Annotated in this window: 13 protein-coding genes; 2 read left to right on the plus strand and 11 right to left on the minus strand. The window is 72.3% G+C overall.

The window, feature by feature from the left end; all coding sequences use genetic code 11:
- Window positions 1–3 precede the first annotated feature (3 nt).
- Genes FJ657_RS04315 through FJ657_RS04330 form a run of 4 tightly spaced genes read right to left on the minus strand, consistent with a single transcriptional unit; the run spans window position 4 to window position 5,703 of the window.
- Complete coding sequence (locus FJ657_RS04315) at window positions 4–1,395, minus strand: UDP-glucose dehydrogenase family protein (RefSeq protein WP_141162401.1); 1,392 nt, start codon at window positions 1,393–1,395, stop codon at window positions 4–6.
- A gap of 38 nt (window positions 1,396–1,433) precedes the next feature.
- Entirely contained in the window at window positions 1,434–2,534 is a 1,101-nt protein-coding gene (locus FJ657_RS04320; protein ID WP_141162402.1) for a right-handed parallel beta-helix repeat-containing protein, read from the minus strand.
- Window positions 2,531–4,357 (minus strand): right-handed parallel beta-helix repeat-containing protein, encoded by a 1,827-nt coding sequence (locus FJ657_RS04325; protein ID WP_141162403.1) that lies wholly within the window; start codon window positions 4,355–4,357, stop codon window positions 2,531–2,533. The genes FJ657_RS04320 and FJ657_RS04325 overlap by 4 nt, the downstream gene beginning before the upstream one ends.
- Window positions 4,354–5,703, minus strand: coding sequence for a glycosyltransferase (locus FJ657_RS04330; protein WP_141162404.1), 1,350 nt, complete (start codon window positions 5,701–5,703; stop codon window positions 4,354–4,356). Before FJ657_RS04330 ends, FJ657_RS04325 begins: the two co-directional genes overlap by 4 nt.
- Window positions 5,704–6,025: 322 nt before the next feature.
- Here FJ657_RS04330 and FJ657_RS04335 point away from each other — a divergent pair, with 322 nt between their 5' ends.
- Window positions 6,026–6,505, plus strand: coding sequence for a VOC family protein (locus tag FJ657_RS04335; protein ID WP_141162405.1), 480 nt, complete (start codon window positions 6,026–6,028; stop codon window positions 6,503–6,505).
- 61 nt (window positions 6,506–6,566) lie between these two features.
- Here the strand turns inward: FJ657_RS04335 and FJ657_RS04340 are convergent, their stop codons facing one another.
- Window positions 6,567–8,021, minus strand: a complete 1,455-nt coding sequence (locus FJ657_RS04340) for an APC family permease (protein ID WP_255447131.1) — start codon at window positions 8,019–8,021, stop codon at window positions 6,567–6,569.
- A 147-nt stretch (window positions 8,022–8,168) separates the two neighbouring features.
- Window positions 8,169–8,366 carry a three-helix bundle dimerization domain-containing protein gene (locus FJ657_RS04345; RefSeq protein WP_141162406.1) on the minus strand — a complete coding sequence of 66 codons (198 nt, stop codon included), beginning with the start codon at window positions 8,364–8,366 and terminating at the stop codon, window positions 8,169–8,171.
- A 119-nt stretch (window positions 8,367–8,485) separates the two neighbouring features.
- On the opposite strand from FJ657_RS04345, the gene FJ657_RS04350 reads away from it, so the two are divergent.
- A complete protein-coding gene (locus FJ657_RS04350; RefSeq protein ID WP_141162407.1) occupies window positions 8,486–9,598 on the plus strand; it encodes a hypothetical protein in 1,113 nt (370 codons plus the stop codon).
- A gap of 18 nt (window positions 9,599–9,616) precedes the next feature.
- Here FJ657_RS04350 and FJ657_RS04355 read toward each other — a convergent pair whose 3' ends face one another.
- The 5 genes from FJ657_RS04355 to FJ657_RS04375 all read right to left on the minus strand — a co-directional run.
- On the minus strand, window positions 9,617–10,720 hold the full coding sequence (locus tag FJ657_RS04355; protein ID WP_141162408.1) for a hypothetical protein: 1,104 nt from the start codon (window positions 10,718–10,720) through the stop codon (window positions 9,617–9,619).
- Window positions 10,721–10,778: 58 nt separating this feature from the next.
- Complete coding sequence (locus tag FJ657_RS17035; protein WP_181408864.1) at window positions 10,779–11,375, minus strand: TetR/AcrR family transcriptional regulator; 597 nt, start codon at window positions 11,373–11,375, stop codon at window positions 10,779–10,781.
- Window positions 11,376–11,470: 95 nt separating this feature from the next.
- Window positions 11,471–13,369 (minus strand): MDR family MFS transporter, encoded by a 1,899-nt coding sequence (locus FJ657_RS04365; RefSeq protein WP_141162724.1) that lies wholly within the window; start codon window positions 13,367–13,369, stop codon window positions 11,471–11,473.
- Between the two features lie 398 nt (window positions 13,370–13,767).
- Complete coding sequence (locus FJ657_RS04370) at window positions 13,768–16,101, minus strand: Ig-like domain repeat protein (protein WP_141162409.1); 2,334 nt, start codon at window positions 16,099–16,101, stop codon at window positions 13,768–13,770.
- A gap of 90 nt (window positions 16,102–16,191) precedes the next feature.
- A partial coding sequence (locus FJ657_RS04375) for an Ig-like domain-containing protein (RefSeq protein WP_181408865.1) occupies window positions 16,192–17,838 on the minus strand: 1,647 nt, incomplete at its 5' end.

Consider the following 17,838-nt stretch of genomic DNA (forward strand, 5'->3'; position numbering starts at 1 on the left):
GAGTCAGTGGGCGGGCACCCGGGCCGCGACCCGACCAGCCTGCGGGGCGGGTCGGCCGAGGGCGCGGAACTCCCAGCCGGCTGCCACGTAGGCCTCCTGGTCGAGCACGTCGCGGGCGTCGACCATGCGGGGATGCGCGCCGGCCTCTTCGAGCGACGCGGGGGAGGCCTCGCGGAACTCCGACCACTCGGTCAGCAGGGCCACCACATCCGCGTCGACGACCGCCTCCTCGAGCGAGTCGGCGTAGTCGAGGTCGGGGTAGGCGCGGTGCGCGTTGCTGTTCGCCTCGGGGTCGTAGACGGTGACGTGGGCGCCCTCGAGATAGAGCAGACGCGCGACGTCGAGCGCCGGCGCATCCCGCACATCGTCGCTGTTCGGCTTGAACGCAGCGCCGAGCGCGGCCACCCGCTTGCCGGCGAGGTCGCCGCCGACGAGCTCGCGGATGAGGTCGACGGTGCGGGTGCGGCGGCGGATGTTGATGGCATCCACCTCGGCGAGGAACGCGACCGCGTCGCCGACGCCGAGCTCCTCGGCGCGGGCGCGGAACGCCCGGATGTCCTTCGGCAGGCAGCCGCCGCCGAACCCCAGCCCGGGCTTGAGGAAGCGCGAGCCGATGCGGTCGTCGAGGCCGAGCGCCGCCGACAGCGAGTCGACGTCGGCGCCGGTCGCCTCGCACACCTCGGCCATCGCGTTGATGTACGAGATCTTCGTGGCGAGGAAGGAGTTCGCGGCGACCTTCACCAGCTCGGCGGTCGGGATGTCGGTCACGAGCACCGGCACGCCCTCGTCGACGATCGGGCTGAACACATCGCGCAGCGTCGCCTCGGCCTGCTCCGACGCGACGCCGAACACGAGCCGGTCGGGGTGCAGCGTGTCGTCGACGGCGAAGCCCTCGCGCAGGAACTCGGGGTTCCAGGCGACCTCGATGCGCGCATCCTCGGGGCTCACCTCGTCGGCCAGCTCGGCCAGATCCGCCGCTGTGCCGACCGGCACGGTCGACTTGCCGACGATGAGCGCGTCGCCGTGGATGCGCGAGGCCAGCTCGCGCACGGCCGACTGCACGTAGCGCAGGTCGGCGGCGTAGCTGTCGGGCTTCTGCGGGGTGCCGACGCAGATGAAGTGCACCTCGCCGAAGTCGGCGGCCTCGTCGAAGTCGGTCGTGAAGCGGATGCGTCCCGTCGCCTGCGCCTCGGCCAGCTTCTCGGGAAGCCCCGGCTCGAAGAACGGCACGTCGCCGCGGGCGAGACGGTCGACCTTGCCCGGATCGACGTCGACGCCCAGAACGTCGTAGCCGAGGATCGCCATGCAGATGGCGTGCGTGGCGCCGAGGTAGCCGGTGCCGACGACGGTGATGCGCTGAGGTGCGGCGCCATCGTTCTCGTTCGAGGTGCTCACGATCGTTCCTTTCGTCGTGTTGCGGATGGGTGAGGGGATCAGTTGGGCGTGCAGTCGGCGTTCGACAGGCCCTTGGCCGCGTCGGTGGCGCTGTTGTCGCAGCGCACGACGTTGCTCAGCTTCTTGGTGACGTTGATGCCGTAGCCGGAGCCGTCGACATCCGCCCGGTTGCCCGAGAAGACGTTGCCGGTGCCCCAGCCGTCGGCGACCTCGTGGGTCTGGAAGCCGTCTTCGGGCGCGGCGGTGCCGGTGTTGCCGGTGACGGTCCAGCCGTTGCCCTTGATGTCGACCCAGCTGTCGGCGGACTTCATGCCGCTCCCGTCGAAGGAGTTGCCGATGATGCGACCGCCGGTCGAGCCCTCCTTGACGTCGATCGACTCGGCCGTGGTGGCGCTGATGCGGTTGCCCTGGATGAGGGCGCGGTCGCTGCGATCGGGCTGGCCCTTCGTGATCTGCTTCCAGTTCGACTCGGCCGAGCCGACGTAGATGCCTTCGCCGTAGTCGGCCTTGCGCTGGCCCGTCTTCGAGATCGTGTTGCCGATCACCCGGGCGTCGGTGCTGTTCTCACGCAGGTGGATGGCCTCGTCGCCCGTGCCGGTCACGGTGAGCCCGCGCACGGTCACGTTCTTCGCCGCGTCGACCATGACCCCCTTCTGCGACTTCGTCACGGTGAAGCCGTCGAGTACCCAGTAGTCGCCGCCGTCGACGTGGAATCCGTAGCCGTCGCTCGTGCTGCCCGTCGTGACGACCGCATCCGCTCCGCCGCAGACGGCGATCGGCTTCGCGGCGGTGCCGTCGGCCCGACCGGTGAAGTCGCCCTTGTAGGTGCCGTCCTTGAGCTTGATGACGGTTCCGGCCTTGGCGGCCTTGAGGGCGGCGGTGAACGTCTTCGCGCTCGATACCGTGACGGTCGGCTTCGCGCAGACGGCGCTCGCCGCGGAGCTCGCCGAGCCCGAGGGAGACGGGGAGGGCGAGGTGGATGCGGGCGCCGACTTCGAGGACGCGGCGCCACCGGCGCCGCTCGCCGACTCCGCCGACCGCGTGGCCGCGACGGCGGCCCCGGCGACGAGCGCTCCGGCGGCGACCACGGCGATGCCGGTCGCGAGGGCGATGGTGCGGGTTCTGCGGTTCAGGGTCATCGGATGCTCCCGGCGGCCTCACGCGTCATGACGCCGCGGCTGAAGGACTGGAGGGGGGCGCGCTGGCGCTGCCGGTCGCGGGCGCCGAGGCGGTAGATGACCGCGAAGGCGACGAGCGCGAGCACGGCCGACCAGATCACGGTGAGGGGACTGAAGATGCCGCCGACGACACGACTCAGCGACTGGCTGGCGACCCAGCCGTCGATGATGTTGTTCTCGACGTGCGGGTTGATGGCGCGATCCGTGTCGATCGCTCCGGCGCCGGTTCCCGAGATGGTGTTGCCCGTCACGCGGGTTCCGCCGAGGGTGCCGACCAGGCTGATGCCGTCGACCGCCGCATCCGTGATCCGGTTGCCCGTGAGCACGGCGCCGGCGTTGCGCACGTAGATGCCGATGCCGGTGTCGTCGATGCGGTTGCCGGTCAGCTTTCCGCCGCGGGTGTCGTCGAGCACCGCGATGCCGTGCTGCTGCTGCCCGCGGATCGCGACTTTCTCGATCGTCGTCGACGCGGCGCCGCTGCGCAGGGCGACGCCCATGAGCCCGCCGGTCAGCGATCCTCCGGAGATCGTGGTGCGCGATCCGCCGAGCACGTCGACGCTGTAGCGCGCGTTGTCGGTCGCGGTGAGACCGGTGATCGTCGCCGACTTCACGGCGCCCTTCACCCCGGCGCCGCTCGGGTTCGGCCCGTCTTCGACCGGACGACCGTCGATCGTGACGCCATTGCGGAAGTTCTTGGATGCCGTCACCGTGTCGAGCACGAGGCGCGACGACGCGGTCGAGGCGACCAGCCCGTCGACGGCGTTGCCGCTCAGCGTCGTGCCGGTGATCTTCGTGTCGGTCGAGCTTCGCAGGTAGACGCCGTCGACGAGGCTGTTCGCGATCGTGCCGCCGGTGACGGATGCGCCGTTCACGCCGTCGAGGAACAGCCCGTAGGCGTTGCCGTCGGTCGACACCCCGTCGAGCTTCACGGTCGTCGTCGCCGACCCGGAGGGGGCGAGCGAGACCGAGGGCGTTCCCGCGGTGGAGGAGCCGATCTGGTTGAGCGCGCGGGTCGTGCCGGTCGCGGCGGAGGCGGAGAGGCCGCCGGTCGCGCCGCTCCAGAAGCCGAGGCCCTTCGCATCCGTGTTCGCGAGCGTCAGCGCGCCGCCGTTGGCCCGCACGTAGGCGCGGCCGTCGGCGGTGGCCTGGTCCGGGGCGCCGGAGGCGGCATCCCAGCTCTCGATCACGGTGCGGGCCGCGGCGGTGCCGGCGCTCACGATCGTGCCGCCGACCGAGACGAGGCTCGCGAAGCCGTTCGCGTCGCTCGCCAGCCGCACGGTCTGTCCGGCGCCGAGCAGCAGGGTCGCCCCGCGCGTCACGAGCAGGTGCTCGACCACGTCGAAGACGCCGCCGCCCGCGTCGCGCACCGAATCGGGTGAGGTGGAGGCGAGCTCGCCGAGCGAGTACGGCGTCGCCCGGCCCGGCATCACCAGCGTCGGCTTGCCGTCGGTCAGCACCCGGAAGGAGCGCGTGACGTCGACCTTGCGCCCCGCGGCCGTGGCCGCGGCGGCCTGCGCGTCGACGACGCGCTGCGCCTCGTGCTTCACGAGCGCCGCCTCGTTCGCGGGATCGCCCGAGTAGGCGCGACCGGGCACCGCGGCCGCCGAGTGCAGGTCGCGGCGGCCGTCGGGGTGCGTGATGAGCCCGACGATCGGCGGGCCGGCGATGCCGGCGACGGTCACGATCACGGCGCCGACGGCGACCACGATCGCGAGCGTGCGGGCGGCCGAGCGGCCGGGGCGCGTGGGCTTCTTCGTGGTGTCGGGCTTCGTCGGGCGGATCATGCCGCCACCTCCTCGGGCTCCAGCTCGCGCTCGGGCGCCGACGCGGGACGGGCCGGACGTGTCGACGACGTCGCCGGTGTCGGCTCGAGGCTCGCCGCATCCTGCCCGTCGCCGCCGATCTGGCCCGCCTTGCGCGTCAGCCAGCCCTGCTTGTTCATGGTCACGAACGCCCAGGCCTTGATCGGCAGGGCGACGAGGATCACGGTCAGCGTCATGAGCGGCAGCAGCAGCAGGTCGCGCGGATGCTGCCGCAGGTGCGAGACGCCGCGGATGCCGCGGCCCAGCAGCACCCAGCCGAGCGTCAGCGCGATGCCGATCGGCGTCAGATCGAGGCGCGAGAACATCAGGTAGGTGAGGCTCATCCCCATCGTCACCGGCGTGAGCAGGATCTGCAGCACCGTCAGCTGGGTGATGATCGGCTGGCGGAACAGCCAGCCCTTGTAGATCGCCGTCAGGTAGCAGCGGAAGCTGTTGCGGCTCCAGCGCACCCGCTGCTTCACGAAGGCGCGGAACGTGGCCGGGAACATCGACAGCGCCTTCGCCGACGACTGGTGGCGGGTCGTGTAGCCGCTCGCGAGCACCAGCCAGGTGAGGCGTCCGTCGTCGCCGGCGATGCAGCGCGTGCCGAGGAAGAACTCGTTCTCGAGCTGATCGAGCACCGGCATCACGGCCGCGCGGCGGTAGGCGGCGGTGCGTCCCGAGAGGCACGCCACGGCGCCGGCCTTGCCCTGCGCGGGCACGTAGTCGGCGTAGCGGAGGTTGACCATCCAGTCGGCGATGCGACGCCACACGCTCGTCTCGCGCTGGAACACGTTCTGCTGCGTGCTCACCCCGCCGACCTCCGGGTCGACGAAGGGCATCTGCACGTTCTCGAGCAGGCCCGGCGTCCAGCGGGTGTCGCTGTCGACGAGCACCAGCACCTCGCCCTTCGCCATGCGGATGCCGACGCCGAGGGCCGAGCGCTTGCCGACGTGCTCGTAGAGCACCGGGGTGACCCGCGCATCCCCGACCGCCGTGATGCGGTCATAGGCCTCGAGGTCGGCGACGTCGAGCACGATGATGATCTCGGTCGGAGCCTGCGCCCGCCAGGTCTCGAGGCAGTCGAGCAGGATGTCGGGGTCTTCGTGGAACGACGGCACCACGATCGACGTGGTCGTCGAGAAGTCGTTGACGATCGGCTTCGCCGAGTGCGACATGACGAAGCGGACGAACCAGATGCTCCACACGATCGTGCCGGCGATCGCCATCGGGATGAACGGTCGGATGTCGCTGAACACGCCGCCGAGGCCGTCGATGAACAGGCCGAGCCCGCCGGCGAGCTGATTCCAGAGCTGCTGGAGGTCCATCCGATCATCCCCCCGGTGTCGGTCGGTCGGTGGGCGGCGGGGGAGCGGATGGTGCTGTCGGCGGCGCTGGCCGTCGCCGATCGGTTCTGCTTCGCGTGTCGCTCCCGGCGTCGCGCTTCGTGGGGATGAAGTTAGGGACGGATGCGCGGGGCGCTCGCTCGCATCCGGGTTTCTCCCAGCGCTGCTCAGCCGGACGCCACGCGGCACGATGCTCGCGTAAACCCCAGATCAGGGCCGGATCGTGGAGCGATCACTCAGGCCCGTCGACACCGCGAGTCTGACGACACTTTCATGCAGTGCGGGGCGGGCCTACCCTCGCCGCATGGGCATCCGGCGCTTCGACCATGTGGGCATCAACGTCGACGACCTCGACGCGGCGGTCGCGTTCTTCGTCGCGCTCGGCCTCGAGGCGTCGCCCGTGCAGCAGATGGAGGGCGGCTATCTTGACGACATCCTCGCGCTCGAGGGGGTGCGCACCGAGATGGTCTATCTGACGGTTCCCGGCGGGGTGGATGCGTCCGGCGTCGCCCTGCCCGGCAGCTCGGCGTTCGAGCTCTCGCGCTACGTGCATCCGGGCGGAGCGGGTCCGGATGCGCCGGGCGGCGCCGCCGCATCCGCGCCGAACGCGCACGGCCCGCGGCACGTCTGCTTCGAGGTCGACGACCTGGATGCGTCGCTCGCCGTCGTCGCCGAGCACGGCCACGCTCCGCTCGGCCGGGTCATCGAGACGCACGGCTACCGTCTCGTCTACGTGCGCGGCCCCGAGGGGCTCATCGTCGAGCTCGCGCAGCGCCTCGGCTGAGCGCGAGCAGAGCGTCCCGGCGCTGCGGCATGCGCGTCCTCGCCCATCCCGCTCGCTCGGGTCAGCGCGGGCGGGAGCGGGCGCCGCGGCGTCGGCGGGAGACCGCGTGCGCGGCCAGCCGGGCGAGGACGCCGACGAGCAGCACCGCCGCGCCGACCACGACCGACAGCGGCGGGAGGGCGACGGCGAGCGTGACGCATCCCAGCGCCCCCAGCACCGACACGGCCCGCGGCACGAAGCGGTGCCCCGACGCCTGCGTCAGCGCGGTCGCGTTGGCGACGAGGTAGTAGAGCAGCACGCCGAACGACGAGAAGCCGATCACCGAGCGCACGTCGAGCGTCAGCACCAGAACGACGGCGACGAGGGCCACGGCGACCTCGGCGGCCCAGGGAACCGAGCGGCGGGCATCCACTCGGGCGAGGATGCGCGGCAGGTCGCCCGTGCGCGCCATCGCGAGCGCGGTGCGGCTCACCCCGGTGACGAGCGCGAGGAGCGCGCCGAGCGACGCGAGCGCGGCGCCGACCGTGACGACGATCACGGCGACAGGCCCGGCGTGCGCGACCACCTCAGCGAGAGGCGCCGGAGAGACGGCCAGCCGCCACGGCGGAACCGCGCGCAGCACCGCGACCGCGACCGCGAGGTAGATCACGATCACGACGGCCAGCGCGATCACGACGGCGCGGGGGATCGTGCGGCGCGGGCGCACGACCTCCTCGCCGAGCGTCGTGATGCGGGCGTAGCCGGCGAAGGCGAAGAACAGCAGACCGGATGCGGTGAGCACGGCGAGCGGACCGGGCGTCTCGCCGGAGCCCGGCGGGGTGAGCCAGCCGATGCCGGCGAGCGGAGACGACCACGGATCGGCGGGCACCGCGACGTAGCGGGCGGGCGCGTCGGCCGAGCCCGCGCCGGGCACGCCGAGATACGCCGACGGATCGAGGGTGGGCAAGATGCCGGGCGACGCGGACGATGCGGACGACAGGGCCGGCGTCGTCGCCGTCAGCCCGAGGACCACCACGCCGACGAGGATCACGAGCACCGGGATCACGAGGATGCGCGCCGCCTGCGCCGTGCGCGTCACCCCGCCGAGGTTCACGCCGAGCACGACGACGAGCGCGAGCGCCGCGACGGGACGCTGCCATCCGTCCGCCGCCGGGATCGCGTAGGTCGCGAACGTCGCCGCCATCGCCGCGCAGCTCGCCGTCTTGCCGATCGTGAACGACCAGCCGGCGAGGAATCCGGGCCAGGCGCCGAGTCGCTCCCGCGCCGGAACGTAGGCCCCGCCCGAGGTCGGGTACTGCGCGGCCAGTTGCGCCGACGAGAGCCCGTTCGCGACCGCGACCGCCCCGGCGATGAGCAGCGCCAGCAGCATCTGCGGCGCATCCACCCCGGTGCGGGCGACCGGACCCCACACGGCGAAGACGCCGGCGCCGATCATCGAGCCGAGCCCGATCAGCACGGCGTCGCCGAGGCCGAGCCGGCGCTTCAGCGCGGGTGCGGATGCGCCGACCTCAGTCACGCGCGGATGCTATCGCCCGCCGGTGTCGCGCCGGTGGCCGGGCTCATCCCTCTCGCCGAGAGGTCGAGAATGCTCGCGACACGCCGTCGCGGCGTGACGTTCGAGACATCTCGATGCGGCAGTGCCGCCGGTGCCCCGTCGTGCGGGTCAGTCGGCCTTGAGGCGCTTCCGTGCCGCGCGCTCGCCGAGCACGATCACGTAGTCGGTGACCGGCTTCGTCGCGAGGCGGTCGACCTCCTCGGTCGCGACCGACCGCAGCTGCTCGTCGCTGTGGTCGGGGAACTTCTTGCGAAGCCCTTCCGTCACCTGACGGATCGCCTCGTCGCGGTTGAACTCGGTGGTCATGGCCGCATCCTGGCACGCCTGGATGAACGACACCATGCGTTCGCATATACGTGAGCGGGCATCCGTTCTCGGGGATCGCCGGGACGCCGATCCCATGCCGTCGCGCCTAGGTTCGCGCCATGACGAGCCCCGACGACGCGACCGCGAAGCCGAGCCCGAGCCCTCTGCACGATCGAGCGCCCCGACCATCCCGCCACGACGTGCTGCGCCTCGCCGCGGTCGATGCCGCGACGCTCGGATCGGCCGCTCTCCTCGCCCCGTGGCTCGTGCTCGTCGCGCTCATCGGCGGTTCGCTGCCCGCGCTGGCCCTGCTCGCACTGCTGCTGCCCGCCGGCGTCGTGGCCGTCATGGCGGTGGCGGACGCGCGCCTGCTTGCGCGGGGGCGCGGCGAAGCCGGCGCCCGCTCGCTCGCCGTGACGATCCTCGGCATCGTGGCCGTCGTGCTGAGCTGGTCGGCGACCCCGCTGACCGATCTCGGGTCCGTCGCCGGGCCCGCCTCGCTGCTGCCCGCACTCGTCGGCGCGGTCGTCGCGGGCACCTCGGCGATCGCGCTGGGAGCGCGGCCGCGGCTCATGCCGGTCGGCGCAGCGGCCACCGTGGTCGCATTCACGATCCTCGCGACGCTCGTCGCGATCCCGATGCGACAGCGGGCGGAGACGCAGGATCGCGTGGCGTCGGTCGAGCGCTTCGGATCGTCGGTGCGGCCCTGGGTGGCCGACGCGTCCGGCTACCACCGGGTCTGGGTGGAGGTCGCGCTCGACGACCCGAACACGCTCGTGGCGCACCTGCGCCGTGACGGAGAGGATGACTCCGTACCGGTCGTGGCCGGCGACATCCTGCTGCGCACCGTGACGACGATGGACGGCGAGGACGCGGGGTCCCGATTCTGTCTGTCGCCGTACCGACTGGAGCTGGTCGGCGGCAGTCTGCGGGTTCCGATGACGGATCCGTCGGCGACCGGACAGCCCGCGGTTCCGCTCGGAAGCGCGTGCGATGTGCGCGGCGGCGTCTTCGAGCGCTCGGCTACCGGAGCGCTGGAGTTAGGGCGGGCGGTCTCGCCGACGACGATCATCGGGGTCGCGGCGAGCAGCGAAGTCGACCCGGCGCTGCTGCGCCGCATCCTGCACTCAGCGCACGAGATCGACGACGTCGACTACGCCGAGATGCTCGCGGACGAGTCGACGCCGCGCGACGGCGTCTCCGACTATCCGCCGGGGTCGACGCACGGCTGAGCATGCGGCCCCGGGGTGTCAGGAACCGGCGCCGCGCCCCGACACCCGCAGCAGCAGGTCGCGCTGGGCCTCGGCCGGCAGCAGCTCGCGCGCCATCGCATGCCACTGGCCGCGCGGGCGCGTCTGGAAGAGCACGTGCTCGTCCGTGATCTGCACGTCGGTCATCCAGGTCAGCTCGTAGGTGCTCGCTGTGGGTCCGACGCGGGTCGCGAGCCGATCGGATTGCAGCTGCGCCGACCCGATGAAGCCGCGCCGGCGCTCGCGCTGGGCCGCGAACGCGGCGATGCCGACGGAGAGAGCGAGTGCGACGCCGAGGAAGATCAGGTACGGCAGCGCCCACTGGCCGAGCAGGCGCGACCCGGTGGCGGCCTGCAGGCCGATGAGGATCGCGACGATGGCGATGAGCACGATCGGCGTGGGACTGGTCGCGAAGCCGCGCAGACCGCGCAGGGCCGCCCGGCCCGGGCCACGGCCGCCGGGCGGGGTCGAGATCACCGGATGCGCGCTCGGCAGCCCCTCGACCGGATGCGTGAGCGGGAACGGCGGGGGCGGGCTGGCGGCGGCATCCGCTTCCGCGTCGATGGCTTCGCGCAGCCTCCGCAACCCGTCGGGGCCGAGCAGCGGCAGCGGCAGGACGACGATGACGGCGTCCACGCTCGTGCGCAGCTCGAGCAGCTCGCCGCGGGCGCGGGCGCCCGTGACACCGGCCCAGTCGACCTCGAGCGTCGTGCCCGGTCGCAGCAGCACGAAGGAGCTCGGCGTGAAGCGCAGCACGGAGTCCGAGCCCGCGAAGGCGTCGAAGTCGCGCGGCACGGAGTTCTGGCTCGCGCCGATGCCGAGCGCGATGAGCACGCCCAGGCCGGCCGCCGACCAGGCGATCGTGGGCGCGCCGAGCGCGGCGGCTCCCGCGGCGATCACGAGCGCCGCGAGCAGCAGCGCCGCGGTGGGGCGCACGAGCTCCGGGCGGCTGCGGGTGAGCCCGGCGAGTGCGCCGCGCGTGCGCTCGGGGAAGTCGGGATCCATCCGCCACACGCGCGTGTCGGCGTCGACCCAGGTGCCGGGATCGGCCGGGGCGCCGTCGTCGCCCGGGTCACCGGGGCCGGGCTGCTCGGGGCTGGTCACGGGATCACGCTAACGCGAGATCGCGGCGCGGGATCGAGAGGCGCGAGGGAGATGCTGCTCAGACCAGCGGCGCCGCGTTCACGGCCACGAGCCGGTCGATGGCCGCGCGCAGGCGGTCGGCGAGCGGGGCCTCGTCGTCGGCCTCTTCGTGGTGCAGCACGAAGCCGAGCGCGGCCATGACGAGGGTCACCGCGAGTTCGGCCTCGGCGTGCGATCCGGCGCGCGAGGCGGCGAGGGCGACGAGATCGCCGCGCAGGCCGGTCATCCACTGCGACAGCGGCGGCACCAGCTCGGGGCGGCGGATGACGAGCTCCTTCATGCGCGCCCGCTTCGGCCCGGCGGCGCCCATGTCGATGATGAGCTCGCACAGCGCGGGCACGAGGCCGCCGTTCGCCGAGCGGAAGCGCTGCTCGGTCTCGGCGCTCATGACCCGCTCGGGCAGGTCGAGGGCGGCCGCCGGCTTCGACGGGAAGTAGTTGAAGAAGGTGCGCGGCGAGACCTCGGCCTCGGCGCAGATCTGCTCGATCGTGGTCGCCTCGAGACCGTGCTGCTCGATGAGGCGCAGGGCGGCCTCGTGGATGGCGGTGCGGGTCTGCTGCTTCTTGCGCTCGCGCAGCGAGGCGTCGCTCGCGGGCGTCTGCTCGAGGGTGCTCATGGTGCGGTCCGGGAGGTCGGTGGCGGGGCCGGTGTCGGTGGGGTGGGCCGACGGCGGGGCGGCATCCGTGTCGTGATGCCGCCCCGCCGGGCGGGTCAGGCCGGGGTCGTGACCTGGATGGTGCCGGTCGACGTGACGCCGGCGCTGTTGGCACGCTCCTGCATGGCCGAGTGCTGACGCAGCGGCGGAACGCGGAAGAACAGCGCGATGACGAACGCGAGGATCATGTCGGCGAAGGCCACCCAGTAGATCACCACGGTCGAGTTGTTGAAGCCCTGCAGGAACGGCGCGGTGAGGCGCGCGTCGGCCCCGTTGAGGAACGAGGTGTCGCTCGTCGAGTCGCTCGACCCGGTCGACTGCTTGCTCGAGTCGATGTTCTTCTTCACCTCGGGAACCAGCTGGTCGACCCAGTAGGTGCGCTGGGTCTTGTCAGACCAGTCGACGCCGATCTTGCCGTCGATGACCGAGGCGTGCGCCTTCTCGGCGACGCCGGCGGTGATCGCCGCGGCGGGCACCGCCGGGTTGGCGGCGACGGCCTTCTGCACGGCGCCGTCGAGCTGGGTCTGGATGCCCTGCTCGAGCTTCGAGGTGATGGGCGTCCACAGCTTGTCCATGATCGCCGCGTTCGCCTTCTTGTCGGCGACGGCCGGGTCGAGCGCCGCATCCAGCGCCGAGGTCAGCGTGGCCTTGTCGCCGGTGGCGGTCGTGATGTTGCCGGGCAGGATCGAGAACAGCACCGAGAGCATGATCGCCGTGCCGAGCGTTCCGCCGATCTGGCGGAAGAACGTGGATGCGCTGGTCGCGACACCCATCTGGTGCGGCTGCACGGAGTTCTGGCTGGCGAGGGTCAGCGTCTGCATGAGCTGGCCGAGGCCGAGGCCGACCACGAAGAGGGCGATCAGCAGGAACCACAGCGGACGGTCGACCGTCATGAACGTGAGGATGAGGAAGCCGATCGCGGTGAACGCGGTTCCGGTGACGGGGAAGATGCGGTACTGCCCGGTGCGCGAGATGACCTGGCCGGAGACGATCGACGCGGTCATGAGGCCGGCGACCATCGGGATCATCGCGAAGCCCGACTCGGTCGGGGTGAGTCCGATCACGATCTGCAGGTAGAGCGGCACGCTGAGCATGACGCCGAACATGCCGAAGCCGACGAGCACGCCGAGCACGGTCGACATCGAGAAGACGCGCGAGCGGAACAGGCGCAGCGGGATGATCGCGTCGTCCTTCATGAGCGTCTCGATGACGATGAAGGCGACGAGGCCGACGGCGCCGATCACGTAGCAGGCGATCGAGCCGGGCGAGGTCCAGCCCCAGGTGCGGCCCTGCTCGGCGACGAGCAGCAGCGGCACGAGCGTGACGATGACGGCGCTGGCGCCCCACCAGTCGATGCGCGGCTTGCCGTGGCGGGCGAACTTGGGCAGGTGCAGGAACGCGAGCACCATGACGAGGGCGATGACGCCGATCGGCACGTTGATCAGGAAGACCCAGCGCCATCCGTCGATGAAGAGGATCTGGCTGGCGCCGGCGAACAGTCCGCCGACGAGCGGGCCGATGACGCTCGACACCGCGAAGGTCGCGAGGAAGTAGCCCTGGTACTTGGCGCGCTCGCGCGGCGCGAGGATGTCGCCCATGATCGCGAGCGGCAGCGACATGAGCGCGCCGGCGCCGATGCCCTGCACCGCGCGGAAGCCGGCGAGCTCGAGCATTGTGGTCGAGAAGCTGGCGAGCAGCGAGCCGAGCAGGAAGACGCCGATGCCGAAAATGTACAGCGGGCGGCGGCCGAAGATGTCGCTGAGCTTGCCGTAGATGGGCGTGGCGATCGTCGAGGTGATCAGGTAGGCGGTGGTGACCCAGGCCTGCTGGTCGAGCCCGTGCAGGTCGTCGCCGATGGTGCGGATGGCCGTGCCGACGATGGTCTGGTCGAGCGACGACAGGAACATGCCGGCCATGAGGCCGTAGATGACCAGCAGGATCTGCCGGTGGGTCATGATCGGCGACCCGCCGGACGCGGGGCTCGATGCGGGCGCCGCCGGGGCGGTCGCGGTGGTGGATGACACGGGTGGTGGTCCTTCGACGCGTGCGCTGGCGAACGGCGTTCGTGAGCGCGATGTGGTGTGGATGCGGAGCGCGCGCGGGGGCGCTCCTCGCGTCGGAGCAGCATCCGCTGTTCGGCGTTCCCGGGGCGCCGACGTTGGCGGATGCCTGCGTTGATCATTTTGCAAGCGGTGCAATATTACGCGCGTGCAAGATTGCGTCAAGTGCAAATCTGTTCGACGCCTGTCGCGTTTTCGGGGGTCACGGCGGCCGGGATGCCGGAGGGGCCGCCCGCACGATGCGAACGGCCCCTCCGGTCGACCTGACGTCGAACGTCAGGCGGTCACGCGCGTCAGGCGGTGGTCTCACCCGTGCCGTCCGCCCGGCGTCGACGCGAGCGCAGCAGAACCAGCGCGGCGCCCGCGACCAGCATCCCGACGCCGCCGAGCAGACCCGCCGCGCCGTTCACACCCGTCGACGCCAGACCCGAACCCGGGCCGGTCGCCGCCGGGACCGCGGCGGTGATGATGCGGCCGTCGTGCGTCGACAGCACCACGCCGTCGGCATCCACGCCCACCACCCGGAAGTAGTAGGTGGTGTTCGGGTCGAGACCGCTGATGTCGATCGAGGTCTCGCTGCCCAGCACCCCGCGGCCGTTCCAGCCGGGGACCGGGTTCGAGAAGTCGGGCGACGTCGAGACGATGATGCGGTACCCCGCCGCACCCGGCGTGGCCGGCCAGGTGATCTTCGACGTCGTGGGCGTCGAGGGCTCCGGCTTCGGGTCGACCGTCGAGATGATCGACACGGTCGTCGTGGTCTCGGCGACCGCGGGCGCGTAGCTCGCATCACCCGAGTACGAGGCCGTGACCGTGTGCTCGCCCGGCTTCAGCACGCTCGTCGCGCAGGTGCGCGTCGGCAGGTTCACCGTGCAGAGCACCGTGGTGCCCTCGCGGAAGGTGACCGTGCCGGTCGCCCCCGTCGGCAGCTCGGTCGCCGTCAGCGTGACGGCCCCGCCCCAGACCGGCTTGTTCTCGGCCACCGTGACGCCGAGCGGGGTGGTGCCCGGCGTGACCGTGAAGGTCAGCGCCGCACCCTGGCTCGGCTCGTGGTTCGCGTCGCCGAGGTAGCGGGGCACGATCGTGTAGGTGCCGCCGGCGAGGTCGGCCGGAAGGGCGCACGACGTCGCGGGGAGGGTGATCTCGCAGAGCACCGTCTCCGCCCCGCCGGCGCCGAGCGCCACGAGACGCACGGTTCCGGTCGCGCCGTCCGGCAGTCCCGTCACCGGGAGGGTGGCCGACGTGCCGTGCACGGTCGTCGTCGGCGCCCCGGGGGCGAACTGCACGTCGGAGGGCTGCTTCGCCACGACCACGTCCACGGCCGGGCTCGTCGAGCCCGCGTGGTCGGCGTCGCCCGAGTACTGCACGGTCACCGGATAGGTTCCCGCGGGCAGGTCGGCCGGCAGCTCGCACGACGTGGTCGGCAGCGTGACGGTGCAGATGTCGTGGCTGACGCCGTCGGCATCCTCGTAGCGGAAGGTCAGCGTGCCGCCCGCGCCCGCCGGGATGCTGCCGGCCGTCACGGTGGTCGCCGTGCCGAACACGGCGCCCGCGGGCTGCTCGACCACGACGCCGGTTCCGGCCGGCTGCACGGTCAGCGTCACGGCCGCGCTCGTCGTCGGCTCGTGGTTCGCGTCGCCCTCGTAGACGGCCGTGATCTCGTACTCCCCGGCTCCGAGTGCGGCGGGCCCGTCGCACGAGACCGTGCCGTCGGCGCCGACGTTGTCACTGCACAGCGTCTGGGTGACGCCGTCGCCGTCCACGTAGGTGAAGGTCACCAGGCCGGTCGCGCCCGCGGGCAGCCCGGACGCGGTGAGCGTCGCGGCGGTGCCGTAGGTCGTCGTCGCGGTGGCGGATCCGTTCACCTTCGCCGTCAGCGTCGAGGTCTGCGCGGTCACCGCGACCGTCACGGGCGAGCCCGTGGCGGGGGTGTGGTTCGCGTCACCCGAGTAGGTCGGGGTCAGCTGGTAGCCGCCCGCCCGCACCGGCAGCACGGCGGTGACCTCGCAGTCGCGAGCCGGGAGGGTCACGGTGCAGAGCAGCGTGCCGTCCTGATCGGTGATCTTCACCGTGCCGGTCGCGTCGGCGGGCAGCTCGTCGCCCAGGGCGACCGTGAACGGCTGACCGTAGACGGTCTGCGCCGGGGCCGTGATGGACACGGTCGGCTCGGCCTGCGTCACGGTCAGCTCGAGCGCGTCGCCCGTCGCGGCGGCGTAGTTCGCGTCGCCGCTGTACGCGGTCGTGATCGCGTACGACCCCGCCGGCAGCGTCGCGCTCGTGGCGCAGCTCACGCCGCCGTTCGCGACCGCACCGGAGCACAGGGTGTGCGTGCCGCTCACATCCGTGTAGCTGAAGGTCACCGTGCCGGTCGCGTCGGCCGCGAGGCCCGTGACCGCAAGCGTCGACGCCACGCCGTAGGGGTGGCTCGCCGAGCTCGGGTCGCCGTCGATCGTGGCGTTCACGGTCGGCGCGGCCTTCGCCACGGTGAGCGTCTTCGCGGCGCTGGTCGATCCCGCGTAGGGCGATCCGGGCGTCGGGATGAAGACGGCGACCACGCTGTACTGGCCGGCCGGCAGGGTGGCCGGGGTCGCGCACGAGGTGCTCGTGTCGATGTCGGTGCTGCAGAGCACGATCGTCTCGCCGTCGCGCGTGGCGCGGTACTCGATCGTGCCGCTGGCCGCCTCGGGGAGCCCGCTGGAGTCGAGCGTGACCGGGGTGCCTTAGGTGGCGGCCGGCGGCGTGGCGAGTGTGAGGCTCGTCGGCGCCGGGGTCACCGCGAGGGCGACCGGGTCGCTCGTGCTGGGCGAGTTGTTCGCGTCACCCGAGTACTTCGCGACGACCTGGTAGCTGCCGACCGGCAGGGTCACCGCGCTCGGCGAGCAGGTCGTCGCCGGCAGGGTGGCCGTGCAGAGCACGGTTCCGTCGGCGGGCCCGCCGCTGACGACAAACGTGATCGTTCCGGTCGCGGGGTTCGCGCCGCCGGGCAGGCCCGTGGCCGCGAAGTCGACCGGGTCGCCGTAGACGACGCTCGCCGAGGTGCCGCCGTCGACGGAGGCCGTGATGGAGGTCGCGCGGTCGTCGACCGTGAACGTCGCCACGGCTCCGTCGGCGCCGGTGTGGTTGGCGTCGCCGGCCCAGGTTCCGACGACCGTGTAGTCGCCGGCGGGGAGGACCTTGCTCTTCGCGGTGGCGAGGTTCGCGACGGTCGTGGTGACGGTGTCGACGGTGGCGCCGCCGGCATCCTTCACGACGAGCGTGACGGTGCTGCCCGGGGCGGCATCGGCGGGGATGCCGCTGAGGCCGAGCGGAACCGGGGTGCCGTAGGCCTGGGGTCCGTCGGCCGTCGTGGTGAGCGCGGGCGAGGTCGCCTTGGCGACCGTCACGTCGGCGGGCGCGCCGCCGGCGCCGCTGTGGTTGGCATCGCCCGCCCAGGTGCCGGTCACGGTGTAGTCGCCGGCGGGCAGCAGCTTCGACTGCGCGCTCGCCAGGTTCGCGACCGTGGTCGTGACGGTGTCGACGGTGGTGCCACCGGCATCCTTCACGACGAGCGTGACGGTGCTGCCCGGGGCGGCGTCGGCGGGGATGCCGGTGAGGCCGAGCGGGATCGGCGTGCCGTAGGCGACGCCGGTCGCCGTCGTGGTGAGCGCGGGCGAGGCCGCCTTGCTCACCGTGAACGGCGCCGTGGTCGCGGTCGACGCGGTGTGGTTCGCGTCGCCGGCCCAGCTGGCCTTCGCCGTGAAGTCGCCGGCCAGCAGGCCCGAGACCTGCGCGGTCGCGAGCCGGCCGACCGTGGTGGTCACGGTCGTGACCGGGGTGCCGCTCGCCGTCGCGATCGCGATCGTCACGGTCGACGCCGGGTCGGCGTCGACGGGCAGGCCGGTCACGCCGAGCGGCACGGGCGTGCCGTACGGCTTGCCGCTCGCGGTCGTCGTGAGCGACGAGTCTGCCTTGGTGACGGCGAAGCCCGCCTGGCTTCCGGTCGCGCCGGTGTGGTTCGCGTCGCCGGCCCAGGTTCCGATCACCGTGTAGTCGCCGGCGGGCAGGCCGGCCGCCTGGGCGGTCGCGAGCTGGGCGACCGTGGTCGTGACCGTCTGCACGGTGTCGCCGGCGGCGTTCTTCACGACGAAGGTGACGGCGCCGGTGCCGGAGGCGTCGGCGGGGATACCGGTCAGGTTCAGCGGAACCGGCGTGCCGTAGGCCTTCGGTCCGTCGGCGGTCGTCGTGAGGGTCGGGGCGGGCACCGATGTCACGGTGAAGCCGGCCTGCGACCCGGTCGCGGCGTTGTGGTTCGCGTCGCCGGCCCAGGTTCCGGCGACCGTGTAGTCGCCGGCGGGGAGCACCTTGCTCTTCGCGGTGGCGAGGTTCGC

The sequence above is a fragment of the Schumannella soli genome, assembly GCF_006517435.1.
Taxonomy (GTDB): Bacteria; Actinomycetota; Actinomycetes; order Actinomycetales; family Microbacteriaceae; genus Schumannella; species Schumannella soli.